The sequence below is a fragment of the Nocardiopsis changdeensis genome (genome assembly GCF_018316655.1).
In the GTDB taxonomy this organism is placed as follows: Bacteria; Actinomycetota; Actinomycetes; order Streptosporangiales; family Streptosporangiaceae; genus Nocardiopsis; species Nocardiopsis changdeensis.
This window is the reverse complement of the sequence record NZ_CP074133.1, coordinates 1,828,549-1,845,823: the sequence shown is the minus strand read 5'-3', so window position 1 is coordinate 1,845,823 and position 17,275 is coordinate 1,828,549. Positions and strand designations below refer to the sequence as shown.

The window sequence follows — 17,275 nt, the reverse complement described above, 5'->3', positions numbered from 1 at the left end:
GAGCACCCCCGGACCTGCCGTCGACCGGCGGCGAGGTCTCCGCGCACCCGGGGATGCGGCGGCCGAAGACCGCCCGCGGCAGGCAAGGGAGCGCACGCGCCGGAGGGCGTCCACGGCGGTCGGGTGTCCGGTGCCGCCCGAAGCGACGGCGGAGTCCCGTGGCACGCCCCGGGAACCGGAGACCGTTCGCGGCAGGCAAGGGAGCGCGCGCCGGCGAACGCCGCGCCCGGGCGGGGGTCAGCCACCGGTGGTGGCGAGGGTGAGGGGCAGGACGGCGGGCGCGCCGAGTTCGCGCAGGATCGCGGCGCCGACGGTGAGGCTCCATCCGGTGTCGGTGTGGTCGTCGACGAGCAGCACCGGCCCCGGCGTCTCGGCCTGGAGGGCGGCCAGGGCCTCGGCCAGGCCGGGGCCCGGGACCAGGGCCCGGTGCACCTGGGCCAGGCGCATGGCGCTGTTGTGCCGCCGCTCCCCCGGGCCCTCCGGGGTGGCGTAGGCCAGGGAGCCCACCGGGGCGAGGCGGCCCAGGGCGCACAGGCGCCCGGCCAGGTCGTTGATCATCCGCGGCCGGGTGAGCGAGGGCATGGCCACCACACCCACCGGCCTCTCTTCCCAGCCCCAGGCGGCCAGGACCCGCACCAGTCCCTGGAGGACGCGGTCGCTCACCGGGGCCTCGGGGGCGTCCTCGGCGAGCAGGGCGCGCAGCTCGACCCCCCAGCCGATGTCGGTGAACCGGCCCAGGGCGCGGCCCGGCGCGGCCTGGAGCTCGGGCTTGATGCGCCCCGACAGCGGCACCCCCAGGGTGTCCATGCCGGTGGGCCACTGGCGGCGCGGCTCGATGAGCACGCCCGGCCGGTCCAGGTGGGCGGCGGCCGCCTCCCGGCGGCCGGGGTCGACCCCGGTCTCCCAGGTGCGGCCGGTGCAGTTGTCGCAGCGCCCGCAGGCGGTGGCCTCCGGGTCGTCCAGCTGGCGGCGCAGGAACTCCATCCGGCAGGTGTCCAGGGCGGTGTAGTCCAGCATCGCCCGCTGCTCGGTCTCCCGCGCCTTGGCGACCGCCTCGTAGCGTTCGGCGTCGTAGGACCAGGCCCGCCCGGTGGCCTCCCAGCCGCCGCGCACCCGGCGCACCGCCCCGTCGACGTCCAGGACCTTGAGCATCTGCTCCAGGCGGCTGCGGCGCAGGTCCACCCGGGTCTCCAGGCGGGCGACGGACAGCGGCCCGCCCTCGGCCAGCGCGTCCAGGGTGCGGCGCACGGTCTCCTCCGGCGGGAAGGACAGGCTCGCGAAGTACTCCCAGATGCGGGTGTCCTCGCGCCCCGGGAGCAGCACCACCTCGGCCCGCTCGACCCCGCGCCCGGCACGGCCGACCTGCTGGTAGTAGGAGATCGGCGAGGAGGGCGCGCCCAGGTGCACGACGAACCCCAGGTCGGGCTTGTCGAAGCCCATGCCCAGGGCGCTGGTGGCCACCAGCGCCTTGACCCGGTCGGCCAGCAGGTCGTCCTCGGCGGCGCGGCGCTCGTCGGGGTCGGTCTGCCCGGTGTAGGAGCGCACCTCCATGCCCTGCTCGGCCAGGAACCGGGCGGTCTCCTCGGCCGCCGCGACGGTGAGGGTGTAGACGATCCCGGAGCCGGGGATGCGGGGCAGCTGCTCGGCCAGCCAGGCCAGCCGGTCGGTGGGCTCGGGCAGGTCCACCACCGACAGGTGCAGGCTCTCCCGGTCCAGGGGCCCGCGCAGCACGAGCGTCTCGTCCCGGTCGGCCCCGGCCCGCAGCTGCTCGGCGACGTCGCGGGTGACGCGCTCGTTGGCGGTGGCGGTGGTGGCCAGCACCGGGACGCCGTCGGGCAGGTCCAGCAGCAGGGAGCGGATGCGCCGGTAGTCGGGGCGGAAGTCGTGGCCCCAGTCGGAGACGCAGTGGGCCTCGTCGACGACGACCAACCCGGCACCGGCGGCCAGCTCGGGCAGCACCCGGTCGCGGAACTCGGGGTTGTTGAGGCGCTCGGGGCTGACCAGCAGCACGTCGACCCCGCCCGCCTCCACGTCGGCGTAGACGGCCTGCCAGTCGGTGGTGTTGGCGCTGTTGACGGTGCGGGCGCGGATGCCCGCGCGCTCGGCGGCGGAGATCTGGTTGCGCATGAGGGCCAGCAGCGGCGAGACGATGACGGTGGGACCCGCGCCCCGGGCCCGCAGCAGGGCGGTGGCCACGAAGTACACCGCCGACTTGCCCCAGCCGGTGCGCTGGACGACCAGGGCCCGGCGCCGCTCGGCGACCAGGGCGTGGATCGCGGTCCACTGGTCCTCGCGCAGCCGGGCGGAGTCCCCGGCCAGGGCGCGCAGGTGCGCCTCGGCGCGCTCGCGCAGGTCCCCGTCGGCGGGGTCGGTGGTGAGGGTGGGGTCAGGGGTGGTGGCCATGATCCCTTCGTACCAGAGCGGGCCGACGCCCGGGGCGTCGTCCACTCCCGCCCGTCGCCCACCGCCGCCCCCAACGGACGCCTCCGACGAGGCCCCCTGCCCGTCGCCCGCCACCGCCGGCGAGCGGTGCCCTGAAGCTCCTCCCCCGCCCCTCGCGCTCCGCACGGTTCGCGGGGTGTGCCGGTTCCCGCCGGCCACGGGAGCCGACCACGGTAACAAAACAGAAACTTTCGAAGTTTCCTCCATTGCGCTCACATCTTCGCCTGAGCACACTCTGAGCACGGTTCCTCACGCATGGGAGCGCTCCCATGCGCGAACCCCCCGCTGAACCCAGAGAGGCGCACCGATGGACGACAACCACCCGCCCCCCGCCCCCTCCCGACGGTCCCCCGGCCGCGGCACCGCCGCCGTCCTGGCGGCGCTCGCGATCGGCGGCGCGACCGCCCTGACCACCACCGCCCTCACCGCAGGCCCGAACGCGGCCCCCGCCGCGGCCGCGGCCCTCGTCCCGGTCGGCGCCGGGAGCTACGACGACGCCCTCCCCGCCGGCGCCACCGGCCCCTCCGACCTCAACGGGGCGCCGGTCGACCCCAAGGTCACCGAGGACTTCGAAGGACCGGCACCCACCAACGAGTGGTGGTCCTCACTCATCTTCCAGCGCTACCCGGACAACCCCTACGGCGAGAACCTCTACGCTCACCCGGCCACCTACCGGCCCCACGCCGGGGGCCTGGAGATGGGCCACCCCCGCGAGCCCCGGCTGGTCGCGGACGGCCTCAAGTACGAGTTCCCGCACACCGCTGACCTCTCCCTGGGCGCCGTCGGCCTGGACTCCCCCGACACCCGGGTCGCCGACAGCGGCGACTGGACCGTGACCGCCCGCTGGTCGGGCGGCCCCACCCTGGACGTCACCATCGGCCAGGGCCTGCCCTTCGCGCACGCCCGCACCGACGGCGGCGACGCCGAGGTGGCCTTCACCGGTTCGCCGGACGTCTGGCACGAGGAGGGCTCGACGGTCGGCGCCACCGTCAACGGCAACCACTACGCCCTCTTCTCCCCCACCGGGTCCCCCTGGACCCGCTCGGGGGACACCTTCACCGCGCCCACCGGGGACGGCGGGCACTACTCCGTCGCCCTGCTGCCCTCGCCGGACGCGCTGGACGACTTCGCCCCCTACGCCCACTCCGCCGTCACCGGCTCCGTCGTCGAGTACGACTACGACGAGGCGGCCGCCACCCTCACCAGCACCTACCGGGTGGAGACCGAGGCGCTGGAGGGCGGCGCCGAGGGCACCGTCCTGGCGATGTACCCGCACCACTGGGGCAACAGCGACGACGAGGTCGCCGGCCTGTCCTACGCCTCCCCGCGCGGGGAGATGCGCGTGGCGCTGGGCGGCTCCTTCACCACGGAGCTGACCACGCAGGGCATCCTGCCGAGCCTGCCCACCGTCGACTCCGCCGACCACGACCGGCTGCGCCTGCTCATCGACGAGGTCCTCGCCGAGGACGCGCACTTCCCCTCCCCCGGCGACACCTACTGGGACGGCAAGGCCATGGGCCGCCTGGCCCAGCTAGTGCCCATCGCGGACTCCATCGGGTACACCGAGGCCCGCGACGAGCTCCTGGGCCTGCTCAAGGGGCGCGTCGAGGACTGGCTGACCGCCGGGGGCGGCCGCGGCCTGCACTACGAGGCCGACTGGGGGACGCTCCTGGGCTACCCGGACAGCTTCGGCGCCACCACCGAGCTCAACGACCACGACTTCCACTACGGCTACCTGGTCTCGGCCGCCGCCACCATCGCCCGCTACGACCGGGGCTGGGCGGCCGAGGACGCCTGGGGCGGCATGGTGCGCATGGTCATCGACGACGTGGCCGCCACCGAGGCCGGCCTCTTCCCCCGCCTGCGCTCCTTCTCCCCCTACGCCGGGCACGGCTGGGCCTCCGGCCACGCCGGGTTCGCCGCGGGCAACAACCAGGAGTCGTCCTCCGAGGGCATGCACTTCGCCTCCTCCACCGCGCTCTTCGGCGCGCTGACCGGCGACGAGGAGCTGCGCGACCTGGGCGTCTTCCTGCACACCACCCAGGCCTCCACCGTCACCCGCTACTGGCAGGACCACGGCGGGGAGGCCTTCCCCGACGGGTTCGGCCACGACGTGGTCGGCATGGTCTGGGGCGACGGCGGCGACTACCGCATCTGGTGGGACGGCGGCGACGAGGAGCACTACGGCATCAACTACCTGCCGATCACCGCGGGCTCCCTCTACCTGGGCCACGACCCGGCGCACGCCGGGGCGATGTACGAGTCCCTCGTGGACCGCCTGGGACGCGAGCCCGAGATCTGGCGCGACATCCACTGGGCGCACCGGGCGCTGTCGGACGGCGACGCCGCCCTGGACATGTTCGAGGCGCAGTGGCAGACCTACGAACCGGAGGCGGGCGGCTCCAAGCCGCACACCTATCAGTGGATCTCCACGCTGGCCGAGGTCGGCACCGTGGACGCGTCCGTCACGGCCGACACCGCCCACTACGCGGTGTTCTCCGACGGCGACGGGCGCGCCTACACCGCGTTCAACCCCGGCGGCTCGCCGATCACGGTCACCTTCTCCGACGGCACCGAACTGGAGGTGGCCCCCGGCACCCTGGCCTCCACCGTCGGCGAGGGCGGCGGGGGCGACCCGGGCGGCCCCGACCCGTCGCCCGACCCCGACCCCGGGGGCGGCGACCTGGGCGACGGCGTGCTGTACCCGAACGGGTCGGACCTGTCGGCCGAGCCCCCCGGCACCGCGGGCGTCATCACGGTCCCCGACGCCGGGGGCGCCAACCGCGACGGCGACCCGCCCGCGGACGCCGTGGTCCTCGAACTGGAGGGTGTGAGCGGTTCCTTCGACGGCGGGGAGACCGCCTTCTCCCTGCCGGTGGACTCCGGGGCCTCGGTCGCCAACGCCGTCCAGGTGCGCGTCGAGTACGACTTCGACGGCGACGGGACCGTCGACCGGACCGAGACCTACCCCTACTTCGCCACCGACGACGTCACCGGGTGGGAGACCCACACGCAGGGCCGGGGCCCCTCCTCCGTCTCCGGCGGCTTCGCCGACCTCGACGGCGGGACCGTGCGCCTGAAGATCTGGAGCGCCCTGGGCACGGCCGACTCCAGCGTGCGGACCGGCGCGGACGGGGGTGCGACCCTGACCGTCCCCTTCGGCGGCTGACCCGCGCGACGGCACCCCGGCGGCCCCGTTCCGATTCGCTCCCGGAGCGGGGCCGCCCCTCGGCAGGAAGGTCATAAAGCGCCACCGCCACGGACGAAACCCGCCAGTCGCGCGACTCACACACGCCCGACCACGCGCACACGTACGTTTCAGTCTCTGGTTCGGGCCAGAATTACGGACATGGCCCGTACAACTTCCCACCCCCCCGAGGATCTCGCAGAGAAGATCATCGACATCGACGTCTCCGAGGAGATGCGCGGCAGCTTCCTCGAGTACGCCTACTCGGTGATCTACCAGCGCGCCCTGCCCGACGCGCGGGACGGCATGAAGCCCGTCCAGCGCCGCATCCTGTACCAGATGAACGAAATGGGGCTGCGCCCGGAGCGCGGGCACGTCAAGTGCGCCCGCGTGGTCGGTGAGGTGATGGGCCGCCTGCACCCCCACGGCGACTCCGCCATCTACGACGCGCTGGTGCGCCTGAGCCAGCCCTTCGCCATGCGCGTCCCCCTGGTGGACGGCCACGGCAACTTCGGCTCCCTGGGCGGCGACGACGCCCCCGCCGCCATGCGGTACACCGAGGCCCGCCTGGACCGGGCCGCCGAGCTGCTCGTGTCGGGCATCGACGAGGACGTCGTCGACTTCAAGCCCAACTACGACGGCCAGGAGACCGAGCCCGAGGTCCTGCCCGCGGCCTTCCCGAACCTGCTGGTCAACGGCGCCGCCGGCATCGCGGTCGGCATGGCCACCAACATGGCCCCGCACAACCTGGGCGAGGTCATCGCGGCGGCCCGCCACCTCATCGCCCACCCCGAGGCCACCCTGGAGGAGCTCACCGAGTTCGTCCCGGGGCCGGACCTGCCCACCGGTGGCAGCATCGTCGGACTGGACGGCATCCGCGACGCCTACCGGACCGGGCGGGGCACGTTCAAGACCCGCGCCACCGTCGCCATCGAGAAGGTCAGCGCCCGGCGCACCGGCCTGATCGTCACCGAGCTGCCCTACAACGTGGGCCCCGAGAAGGTCGTCGCCCGCATCAAGGAGCTGGTGCAGTCCAAGAAGCTCCAGGGCATCTCCGACCTGAAGGACCTGACCGACCGCAACCAGGGGCTGCGGCTGGTCATCGAGCTCAAGAACGGCTTCAACCCCGAGGCCGTCCTGGAGGAGCTCTACCGGCTGACGCCGATGGAGGAGTCCTTCGGCATCAACAACGTCGCCCTGGTCGACGGCCAGCCCCAGACCCTGGGCCTGCGCGAGCTCCTCCAGGTCTACGTCGGCCACCGGCTGGAGGTCGTGCGCCGCCGCAGCGAGTTCCGCCGCCGCAAGCGCCGCGAGCGCCTGCACCTGGTGGACGGCCTGCTGGTGGCCCTGCTCGACATCGACCGCGTCATCGCGCTCATCCGCGAGGCCGATGACTCCACCGCGGCCCGCGAGTCGCTGATGTCGGCCTACGACCTGTCGGACATCCAGGCCCGCTACATCCTGGACACCCCGCTGCGCCGCCTGACCAGGTTCGACCGGCTGGAGCTGGAGACCGAGCGCGACCAGCTCAACAGCGAGATCGACGAGCTCACGTCGATCCTGGAGTCGGACAAGAAGCTGCGCCGGGTCGTCTCCAAGGAGCTGGGCGACGTCTCCAAGAAGTTCGCCACCCCGCGCCGCACGCAGCTGCGCGAGAGCGACGGCGTCTCCCGCGCCGCGGTGATCCCGCTGGAGATGGCCGACCAGCCCTGCCACGTGCTCATGGACGTGGACGGGCGGATCGGCCGCAGCCGGGGGGCCGTCCCGCCGCCCATGTTCGAGGGGCTGCGCGTGCGGCACGACGCGATCGCCGTGTCGGTGCCCACCACCTCCCGTTCGGACGTCGGCCTGGTCACCGACCTGGGGCGGATGATCCGCGTCCCGGTGGTGGAGCTGCCCGAGCTGCCCGACGAGGGCGAGGAGGCCCCGCCGCTGGCGTCGGGCCTTCCGGTCGCCGAGTTCGTCCAGCTGGACGGGGACGAACGGGTCGTGTCGGTGGTGTCCATGGACGCCTCCGGGCCCGGTTTCGTGCTGGGCACCGTCGCCGGCGTGGTCAAGCGGGTCGCCCCGGACTACCCGCCCAACAAGGACGACTTCGAGGTCATCACCCTCAAGGACGACGACCGCGTCATCGGCGTCTCCCAGCTGTCCACGGGCGAGGAGGACCTGGCGTTCGTCACCTCCGAGGCGCAGCTGCTGCGCTTCCCCGCCTCCGCGGTGCGCCCGCAGGGCCGCCCGGCCGGCGGTGTGGCGGGCGTACGGCTGCCGGAGGAGGCCCGCGTGCTGTGGTTCGGCGCGGTGAGCAGCCCCGAGGACTCGGTCGTGGTGACCGTGTCCGGTGCGAGCAGTGCCCTGGAGGGGACCCAGGCCGGAGCGGCCAAGGTCACCCCGTTCTCCGCGTACCCGGCCAAGGGCCGCGCCACCGGCGGTGTGCGCTGCCACCGCTACCTCAAGGGCGAGGACACCCTGCTCATGGCGTGGATCGGCCGGGGTCCGGCGCGGGCCGCCCGCGCCGACGGCAAGCCGGTGCGCCTGCCCGACACGACCGAGCGTCGGGACGGGTCGGGTGAGGCTCTGCCGCGCGCGATCGTTACGGTAGGGAGTGGACGGACCGACTTCGGTATCACGGCCCCGGGTTCCGGGGCCTGAGGAAGTCGCAACATGCCGTGCACACCGACCTGGTTCGATGTGCACGGCATCGTCTTGGGTACGGACTGAGGGGGATCTCATGAGCAACGACAGCACGAGCGGCCCGGCGGGCGGCGCGTTCGACGACGTCATCGCCGCCAACGAGGACTACGCGGCCCGGTATTCACTGGCCGGGCTCAAGCCCGTCGCCGCGCGCGGCCTGGCCCTGGTGACCTGCATGGACTCCAGGATCGAACCGCTGGACCTGCTGGGCCTCAAGCCCGGCGACGCCAAGATCATGCGCAACGCGGGCGCCCGGGTCACCGATGACACCCTGCGGACCCTGGTGCTGGCCGTGTACCTGCTGGGAGTGGAGCGGGTGCTGGTCATGCCGCACACCAGGTGCAAGATGGCGTCCGTCCCCAGCGACGACGCGGTGCACGACACCATCATGGAGGAGTACGGGGTGGACACCCGCAGCCTGGACTTCCACACCGACAACGACCAGCTGGGGGCGCTGCGGCACGACCTGGAGCGCATCCGCCACCACCCGCTGCTGCCCGCCGGGCTGCCGGTGGCGGGGGCGGTCTACGACGTGGACACCGGCCGGCTCTCCCCCGTCGACTTCTGAGGGGGCCCGCGGGCGTGTGCGCCCCCGGTGACCGGGGATCAACTAGGGGAATGCGGTCGTCCCCCCGACCGTTCGACCCGATGACGGCCCCCGTGCCGCCGGGAGGAGCACTCGTGGAAGAGAGCACGTACGACATCTTCAACCGCGCCCGCATGTTCATGGAGCTGGGCGACCCCATCTACGCGGCCAGAACCCTGGAGCCGGCCGTGGAGGACGAGCCCGAGAGCCGTTCCCTGCTGGAGCTCCTGGGCCGCGCCTACTTCCACTCCGCGCAGCTGAACAAGGCGGAGCGGACGTTCCGCCGGATCATCGAGCTCGACCCGGTGGACCACTGGGCGCACATCGCGCTCGCCCGCACCCTGGAACGCCAGAGCAGGCACGAGGAGGCGGCCACCTACCGCCGCATGCACGCGGTGATGTCGGGCGGCTCGCTCGACTGAGGGCCGCACCCCGCCGAGGGCCCCGGGACGCGGAGTCCCGGGGGCCTCGCCGTGCCCGCCCGCTACCCTGCTGGTCATGGCACCTCCGACAGACCCCGACGGCACCCCCTGGGTGGACCGATGCAGCGACTCGCGGCGCTCCTGGGCCGACGAGGCGGTCCGCAAGGTGATCGCGGACGCGAACCGCTCGGCCGACACGCACCTGCACGTGTTCCCGCTGCCCCCCGAATGGGGCATCGACCTCTACCTCAAGGACGAGTCGGTCCACCCGACCGGCAGCCTCAAGCACCGGCTCGCCCGGTCCCTGTTCCTGTACGGGCTGGCCAACGGGTGGATCGACGAGGGCACCACGATCGTGGAGGCCAGCTCCGGCTCCACCGCGGTGTCGGAGGCGTACTTCGCACGGCTGCTGGGCCTGGACTTCGTCACGGTGATCCCCCGCAGGACGAGCCCGGAGAAGATCGCCCTGATCGAGCGCTACGGGGGCCGCTGCCACTTCGTGGACTCCCCGCCGGACATGTACTCCGAGGCGGAGCGGCTGGCCGCGGAGAGCGGCGGCCACTACATGGACCAGTTCACCTACGCCGAACGGGCGACGGACTGGCGCGGCAACAACAACATCGCCGAGTCGATCTTCGAGCAGCTGTCGATGGAGCGGCACCCGTGCCCCGACTGGATCGTGGTGGGCGCCGGCACCGGCGGCACCTCGGCGACGATCGGCCGTTACCTGCGCTACAAGCGGCTGCACACACGGCTGGCGGTGGTGGACCCGGAGAACTCGGCGTTCTTCCCGGGGTGGGTGACCGGCGCCGCGGACTACGGCACGGGGATGCCCTCGCGCATCGAGGGGATCGGCCGCCCGCGCATGGAGCCGAGCTTCGTTCCGTCGGTCATCGACCTGATGATGCCGGTGCCCGACGCCGCGAGCATCGCCGCCATGCGCCACCTGTACGACCGGACCGGCCTGTCGGCGGGCGGATCCACCGGGACCAACCTGTGGGGCGTGTGGCACCTGGTGGCCCGGATGCTCGACGAAGGGCGCCGGGGCAGCGTGGTGACCCTGATCTGCGACGGCGGCGAGCGCTACCGGCACAGCTACTACAACGACGCCTGGGTGGCCGAGCGGGGGCTGGACCCCGCCCCGTACCGCGACGCCATCGACCGCTTCCTCGGCGAGGGCGTCTGGGCCCCGCCCGCCTGACCCGGACGGCCCCGGCCCCGGAGTGTCCGGGACCGGGGCCGAGGGGGCCGTGGCGGGCGGGGGCGGCCGCGGGGGCTAGGCGTCGATGCGGGCGACGTCGAGCTCCTGGGCGCCCTGCTGGATGAACCGGCGGCGCGGCGCGACCTCGTTGCCCATGAGCAGGTTGAACACGTTCGCGGCCTCCTCGGCCTGCTCCACCCGGATGCGGCGCAGGGTGCGGTACCGCGGGTCCATGGTGGTCTCGGCCAGCTGGTCGGCGTCCATCTCGCCCAGGCCCTTGTAGCGCTGCACCGGCTCCTTCCAGGCGATGCCGCGCTTCTCCAGGTCCAGGAGGGTGCGGGTCAGCTCGGCGTCGGAGTAGGTGTAGATGTACTTGTCCTCGGGCTTGGCCCCCCGCTTGCGGCGGGTGTTGGTGAGCTCGATGCGGTGCAGCGGCGGGACCGCGGCGAACACCCGGCCCGCCTCCAGCATCGGCCGCATGTAGCGGTAGATGAGGGTGAGCAGCAGGCACCGGATGTGCGCGCCGTCCACGTCGGCGTCGGCCATGAGGATGACCCGGCCGTAGCGGGCGGCGTCGAGGTCGAAGCTGCGGCCGGACCCGGCGCCGATCACCTGGATGATGGCGGCGCACTCGGCGTTCTTGAGCATGTCGGCGACCGACGACTTCTGCACGTTGAGGATCTTGCCGCGGATGGGCAGCAGCGCCTGGAACTCCGAGTCGCGGGCCAGCTTGGCGGTGCCCAGCGCCGAGTCCCCCTCGACGATGAACAGCTCGCTGCGGTCCAGCCCCTCGCTGCGGCAGTCCACCAGCTTGGCGGGCAGCGCCGAGTTCTCCAGGGCGTTCTTGCGCCGCTGGGTCTCGCGCTGCTGGCGGGCGGCCAGGCGGGCCTTGGCGGCGTTGACCACCTTCTCCATGACGGTGCGGGCCTTGGCCTTGTCCGCCTTGTTGGTGGAGGTGAGGAATTCGCGCAGCTCCCGGCCGACCACCTGGGAGACGATGCGGGCGGCCGCGGAGGTGCCCAGGATCTCCTTGGTCTGGCCCTCGAACTGGGGCTCGGGCAGGCGGACGGTGACGACCGCGGTGAGCCCCTCCTGGGTGTCGTCCTTGGTGACCGGGTCGTCGCTGTTCTTGAGCAGCTTGACGGCGCGCAGCTGGTCGTTGATGACCCGGACCAGGGCGCGCTCGAACCCGGTGATGTGGGTGCCGCCCTTGGGGGTGGCGATGACGTTGACGAAGGAGCGGACCGTGGTGTCGTAGCCGGTGCCCCAGCGCAGCGCGACGTCCACGTCCAGCCGGCGCTCCACGTCGGCGGGGACCATGTGCCCGGCGTCGTCGAGCACGGGGACGGTCTCGGTGAAGTTGCCGCTGCCCTGGATGCGCAGCACGTCGCTGACCGCGTCGTCGGGTGCCAGGAAGGTGCAGAACTCGCTGATCCCGCCGTCGAAGCGGAACTCCTCCTCGAAGGGCTGCTCCTCGCCCTCCACGCGCTCGTCGCGCACGGAGATGGTGAGCCCGGGCACCAGGAAGGCGGTCTGGCGGGCCCGCTCCAGCAGGGACTCCCGGGCGATCTCGGCGCCCTTGATGAAGATCTGCATGTCCGGCCAGAACCGGATGCGGGTGCCGGTGAGCTTCTTGGCGATCTTGCGGAACTGCTCCAGCCCCGAGACGGCGGTGAACTCGGCGTCGGGCCCGGCCCCTGCGAAGCGCCCGGGGATGCCGCGGCGGAAGGAGAGGCCGTGGGTGTGGCCCTGGCGGTCGACCTCCACGTCGACGCGGGCGGACAGGGCGTTGACCACGGAGGCGCCGACACCGTGCAGGCCGCCGGAGGCGGTGTAGGAGCCGGAGCCGAACTTGCCGCCGGCGTGCAGCTTGGTCATGACCAGCTCCACACCGGAGAGCCCGCTCTTGGGCTCGATGTCGACGGGGATCCCGCGGCCGTCGTCGGCCACCGACACCGAGCCGTCGTTGTGCAGGACGACGTCGATACGCGTGCAGAAGCCGCCCAGGGCCTCGTCGACGGAGTTGTCGATGATCTCCCACATGCAGTGGGTGAGGCCGCGGCTGTCGGTGGAGCCGATGTACATGCCCGGCCGTTTGCGCACCGCCTCAAGACCTTCGAGGACCGACAGGTGCCGGGCGGAATAGTCCTCGGGGTCGTGGACGGCTGCGGTCAAGGCGGTCACTCGGACATCTCCTGCGTCTTGAGGGCCATCGGGGCTCGGATGCGGTGCGTGCCCTTTGTACCGCGCCGCACCGACGAAAAGGGCCAGGCCACGGCGTACGGGTCGGTTCACCTCGTACGCCGGGGAGGGTTCGGGCGGGTTCGTACGGGTCCGGCGGCGGTGCCGGACGGTCGCCCGGGGCGGGCCGGCGGCGACCGGGAACACCGCGGGGAGCGGGGTCGGCGGCGGCCGGAACGGTCCTGCCCCGCGCGAGACTACCACCTCCGGTGGATGCGACCTGGATACTCCCCTTTTCCGGGGATGCGTCGGGCGTTCAGGGGGTACACCAAGGAGTAGAAACGACGAGCGGCCACAAAGGCCCCAAAGGGAGATCTCCAGGCACCAATCAGGCGGATTCCGCTGTCGGCGTACACGGCCCCGGGTTGGGAACGTCTGGGTCGGGTTAGATGTTGTCTGAGGTGACCGACGCCGAGTATTGAGGATGGCGAAGTGACTGGAACCCTTGCCCCCACCCAGCCGCTGACGGCTGCTGACCGTTGCGACCGCTGTGGTGCACAGGCTTACGTCCGGGTGCTGCTGAACTCCGGTGGCGAGCTGCTGTTCTGCGCGCACCACATGCGCAAGCACGACGATTCCCTCCGGAAGATCGCTTCGGACATCCACGACGAGACCGACAAGCTCAACGACGACAAGTAGCGCCGGTCGCACCGCACGGACACGGGCGGCGGCCCCCGACAGGGGACCGCCGCCCGTCGTGTGCCCGGACCGCGGAGCGGCCTCAGGCCAGGACGCGGTTGTGGTACGCGGACACCTCGGTGAACCCGAAGCCCTCGTAGAGGCGGCGCGCCGCCGTGTTCTCCGTCACCACGCACAGGTAGGCATCGGTGGCGCCCTTGTCATGGGCCGCGGCCAACAGGTCGGCCAGGATCCCCGAGGCGACGCCCCGGCGCCGGGCCCCGGGGGCGGTGACCATGGCGCAGACCGCCGCCGAGCGCCCCGACAGCACCGCGCAGCCCCGGCCCGCGCCGCCGGGGGCGGTCCCGTACAGCGCGGTGGTCCCGCCCAGGATGCGGGCGACCACGTCCACCCGGGCCGGGCCGTGGGCGAGCCAGTCGGCGCCGGGCGCGGCGGCGACCGCCGTGGTGCCCGGGGCCCGCGGGCGCCCGAGCGGCTCCCGGGCCAGGACCAGTGTGGGCTCCACCACCGCGTAGCCGTGCCGTTCCAGGCGCGCGTCCGCCTCCTCCTGCCCCGGCCACACCTGGGCGCAGGGGGTGAGCCCCCGCTCCCGGTAGAACGCGGTGACCTCGGCCGGGTCCGCGCCGGGTGCCAGGAGCACGGCGCTGTTGGCGCGCTTGGTCACCCCCTCCGCGGTGCCGAACCGCCAGCCGCCCCGTTCGACGACCTCGAACGCCGGCCAGTCCCGCGCCACCCGCGCCGCCCACTCGTGCACGCCCGCCGCCTCCCTCTCTCCGGAAGCGGCGATCCTAGCGGGCCGCGGGCCCGCCCCGGCCGCCGGGGCGCCCGCCACGCCCTAGCATGTGGACCGACCACCCCGATCGAACCTGGAGACCGTTCGACCATGCTCATCCTGCTGCCGCCGTCCGAGGGCAAGGCCCCCTCCGGCACCGGTCCCGCCGTGGACCCGGAGTCCCTGGTGCTGCCCGCACTGGCCCCCGCCCGCCGGGAGGTCCTGGCGGCGCTGGAGGAGCTGTGCTCGGGCCCGGAGGACACCGCGCTGGAGGTGCTGGGGCTCACCCCGGGACAGGCCGACGCCGTCAAGCGCGACCTGGACGCGGCCACCGCGCCGACCCTGCGCGCCGCCGACCTGTACACCGGCGTCCTCTACGACCGCCTGGGCCTGCCCGAACTGCTCCGGGAGCACCCCGGCCGCGTCCGGGAGCGGGTCCTGGTCTTCTCCGGGCTGTGGGGCGTGGTCGGCCCCGACGACGCGCTGCCGCCCTACCGGCTGTCGATGGGTGTGAAGCTGCCGCCGCTGGGCGGGCTGGGCGCCTACTGGCGCAGGGCCATGGCCGGACCGCTGGGGGAACTGGCCGGGGACCGGCTGCTCGTGGACTGCCGGTCGGCGACCTACACCGCCGCGTTCAAGCCCCGGGGCGCCGCGGCCGAGCGGCTGGTGTCGGTGCGGGTGCTGCGCGAGCGGGTCGTCGGCTCGGAGGTCCGGCGCTCGGTGGTCAGCCACATGGCCAAGGCCACCCGCGGCGACATCGCCCGGTCGCTGCTGGCCGAGGGGGTCGAGGCGGCCGGCGTAGCGGAGCTGGCCGCGGCGCTGCGGGACCTGGGGCACACGGTGGAGACGCCCGAGGCGAAGGCCGGGGCCCCGCGGGTCCTCGACGTCGTCGTGCGCGACTGAGCCGGAGGGACCGGGGGACCGGGGACCGCTCCGTCGCTCTGCGTGAGATAACGAACCGGCATCGCGACTTTATCCCGCACCTACAGGCACTGCGCGAGCATGGGCGGTGTCGGATGGACGACGGAACACCTGGGATCGAATCCACCGCGGCCGGGCGGTACCCGGTCAGGTCGGCGCGTGTGGGAACGGGCCGGCCGATGGTGCGGGAACGCGGGCGTCGCCACACCCGTCGACCGACGAAGGCACCGCGGAACCCGTGTGCCCTCCCGTTCAGCGAACGGAAGGGCACACGGGTTCAGGCCGTCTCAGGCCGCGATGCACTCCGGACGGCCTAGTCCAGGTAGTCGCGGAGCACCTGGGAGCGCGACGGGTGGCGGAGCTTGGACATCGTCTTGCTCTCGATCTGCCGGATGCGCTCGCGGGTGACCCCGTAGACCTTGCCGATCTCGTCTAAAGTCTTCGGCTGGCCGTCGGTCAGGCCGAAGCGCATGGAGACCACGCCGGCCTCGCGCTCGGACAGGGTGTCCAGCACCGAGTGCAGCTGCTCCTGGAGCAGGGTGAAGCTGACCGCCTCGCCCGGCTGGATGGCCTCGGAGTCCTCGATGAGGTCGCCGAACTCGCTGTCGCCGTCCTCGCCCAGCGGGGTGTGCAGGGAGATCGGCTCACGGCCGTACTTCTGCACCTCGACGACCTTCTCGGGGGTCATGTCGAGTTCCTTGGCCAGCTCCTCCGGGGTGGGCTCGCGGCCCAGGTCCTGGAGCATCTGGCGCTGGACGCGGGCCAGCTTGTTGATGACCTCGACCATGTGCACCGGGATGCGGATGGTGCGGGCCTGGTCGGCCATCGCGCGGGTGATCGCCTGGCGGATCCACCACGTGGCGTACGTGGAGAACTTGAAGCCCTTGGTGTAGTCGAACTTCTCCACCGCGCGGATCAGGCCCAGGTTGCCCTCCTGGATCAGGTCCAGGAAGAGCATGCCGCGGCCGGTGTAGCGCTTGGCGAGCGAGACGACCAGGCGGAGGTTGGCCTCCAGCAGGTGCTTCTTGGCGCGGCCGCCGTCCTCGGCGATCCACTCCAGCTCGTCGCGCAGCTCGAAGGAGAGGCCGTCGGCCTCCTCGGCGAGCTTCTCCTCGGCGAACAGGCCGGCCTCGATCCGCTTGGCGAGCTCGACCTCCTGCTCGGCGTTGAGGAGCGGCACCTTGCCGATCTGCTTGAGGTAGTCCTTGACCGGGTCGGCGGTGGCGCCGGCGGCCACCACCTGCGCGGCGGGGGCGTCGTCGTCATCGTCGTACAGAACGAAGGACTCGTCCTCGTTCCCGGTCTTGACCGGGGAGCCCACGGCCTCGGGGCGGGCCGGCTTGAGCTCCTTCTCCGGCACCTCCTCGGCGGTGTCCTCGACCAGCTCCAGCTCGGCGCCGGTGTGCTCGAGGTCGTCGAGGTCGTCCTCGTCGAAGTCCTCCGCGTCCGCGTCCGCCTCCGGCGCGAGCTCCAGGTCCTTCTTGCCCGCGGTCTTGCGGCCGGCGGTCTTCTTGGCCGCGGCGGGGTCCTTGGCGACGGCGGCCTTCTTGGGCGCGGCCGTCTTCTTGGCGGCGGCCGCGGTGGTCTTCTTCGCGGTCGTCGCCTTCTTGGCGGCGGCCTTGCGGACGGGCGCCTTCTTGTCGGCGGCGGCCTCGGCGGAGTCGACGACGGCGGTGACCGTCTCCGGCTGCTCCTGGGCGGCCGCGGCGCGCACCGGCTTGGCGGTCCGGGCCGTGGTGGAGGTCGTGGTGACCTTGGTGGACCTGGTCGAGGTGGTGGACCGCGTGGCCGTCGTCTTGCGCCGCGTGGTCTTGCGCCGGGAGGACGCGGACTCGGGGACGAGTACGGTCACGCCCTCCTTCGCGAGGCTGCGGAGCACGGACTGCGCCTGCGACATCGGGATTTCGGCCTCTTCGAAGGCACGGCGCACGTCCTCGGGCTCAAGATAGCCCTGGGACCGCCCACGCTCGATCAGCTGCTGAATGACGGGCTCTTGCAGTGACTCGGACTGCTTCGAGCGAGTCGAACTGGCAGATGACACAAACACCTCTCGAACGGACGTGTGGCGAGATTGTCGGACCCGGTGGTCCGCCTGGCCGGGACCGGGCACCGCGCCCTCTCCCACCTGCGGCCTGGGATCGTCCCCGCCGGGGCGGGGAAGCCGTTTGTCTTT

11 protein-coding genes are annotated in these 17,275 nt (G+C 72.8%); 7 read left to right on the top strand and 4 right to left on the bottom strand.

Going from position 1 to position 17,275, the window contains the following annotated elements; genetic code table 11:
• Positions 1-237 precede the first annotated feature (237 nt).
• The gene (locus KGD84_RS08520; protein ID WP_220559719.1) at positions 238-2,403 is read right to left on the bottom strand and encodes a RecQ family ATP-dependent DNA helicase; all 2,166 of its coding nucleotides are present in this window, start codon (positions 2,401-2,403) and stop codon (positions 238-240) included.
• A 346-nt stretch (positions 2,404-2,749) separates the two neighbouring features.
• Between KGD84_RS08520 and KGD84_RS33530 the strand changes: the two genes are divergently transcribed.
• From KGD84_RS33530 to cds1, 5 genes are all read left to right on the top strand, one after another.
• A complete protein-coding gene (locus KGD84_RS33530; protein WP_220559718.1) occupies positions 2,750-5,611 on the top strand; it encodes a glycosyl hydrolase in 2,862 nt (953 codons plus the stop codon).
• Positions 5,612-5,791: 180 nt separating this feature from the next.
• A complete protein-coding gene (locus KGD84_RS08510) occupies positions 5,792-8,278 on the top strand; it encodes a DNA gyrase/topoisomerase IV subunit A (protein WP_220559716.1) in 2,487 nt (828 codons plus the stop codon).
• Between the two features lie 79 nt (positions 8,279-8,357).
• Positions 8,358-8,888 (top strand): beta-class carbonic anhydrase, encoded by a 531-nt coding sequence (locus KGD84_RS08505; protein WP_220559715.1) that lies wholly within the window; start codon positions 8,358-8,360, stop codon positions 8,886-8,888.
• A 113-nt stretch (positions 8,889-9,001) separates the two neighbouring features.
• Positions 9,002-9,328: a tetratricopeptide repeat protein gene (locus KGD84_RS08500; RefSeq protein ID WP_220559714.1), complete on the top strand. Its 327-nt coding sequence runs from the start codon at positions 9,002-9,004 to the stop codon at positions 9,326-9,328.
• 76 nt (positions 9,329-9,404) lie between these two features.
• On the top strand, positions 9,405-10,529 hold the full coding sequence (gene cds1, locus KGD84_RS08495; protein ID WP_255646408.1) for an L-cysteine desulfhydrase Cds1: 1,125 nt from the start codon (positions 9,405-9,407) through the stop codon (positions 10,527-10,529).
• A gap of 75 nt (positions 10,530-10,604) precedes the next feature.
• Here cds1 and KGD84_RS08490 read toward each other — a convergent pair whose 3' ends face one another.
• Entirely contained in the window at positions 10,605-12,713 is a 2,109-nt protein-coding gene (locus KGD84_RS08490; RefSeq protein WP_220559713.1) for a DNA gyrase/topoisomerase IV subunit B, read from the bottom strand.
• A 489-nt stretch (positions 12,714-13,202) separates the two neighbouring features.
• On the opposite strand from KGD84_RS08490, the gene KGD84_RS08485 reads away from it, so the two are divergent.
• Complete coding sequence (locus tag KGD84_RS08485) at positions 13,203-13,409, top strand: DUF7455 domain-containing protein (protein ID WP_220559712.1); 207 nt, start codon at positions 13,203-13,205, stop codon at positions 13,407-13,409.
• A gap of 82 nt (positions 13,410-13,491) precedes the next feature.
• On the opposite strand, the gene KGD84_RS08480 is transcribed toward KGD84_RS08485, so the two are convergent.
• A complete protein-coding gene (locus tag KGD84_RS08480; protein ID WP_220559711.1) occupies positions 13,492-14,163 on the bottom strand; it encodes a GNAT family N-acetyltransferase in 672 nt (223 codons plus the stop codon).
• Positions 14,164-14,292: 129 nt separating this feature from the next.
• Between KGD84_RS08480 and yaaA the strand changes: the two genes are divergently transcribed.
• A complete protein-coding gene (gene yaaA / locus KGD84_RS08475; protein WP_220559710.1) occupies positions 14,293-15,084 on the top strand; it encodes a peroxide stress protein YaaA in 792 nt (263 codons plus the stop codon).
• 331 nt (positions 15,085-15,415) lie between these two features.
• Here the strand turns inward: yaaA and KGD84_RS08470 are convergent, their stop codons facing one another.
• Positions 15,416-17,143 carry an RNA polymerase sigma factor gene (locus KGD84_RS08470; RefSeq protein WP_220559709.1) on the bottom strand — a complete coding sequence of 576 codons (1,728 nt, stop codon included), beginning with the start codon at positions 17,141-17,143 and terminating at the stop codon, positions 15,416-15,418.
• Positions 17,144-17,275 lie beyond the last annotated feature (132 nt).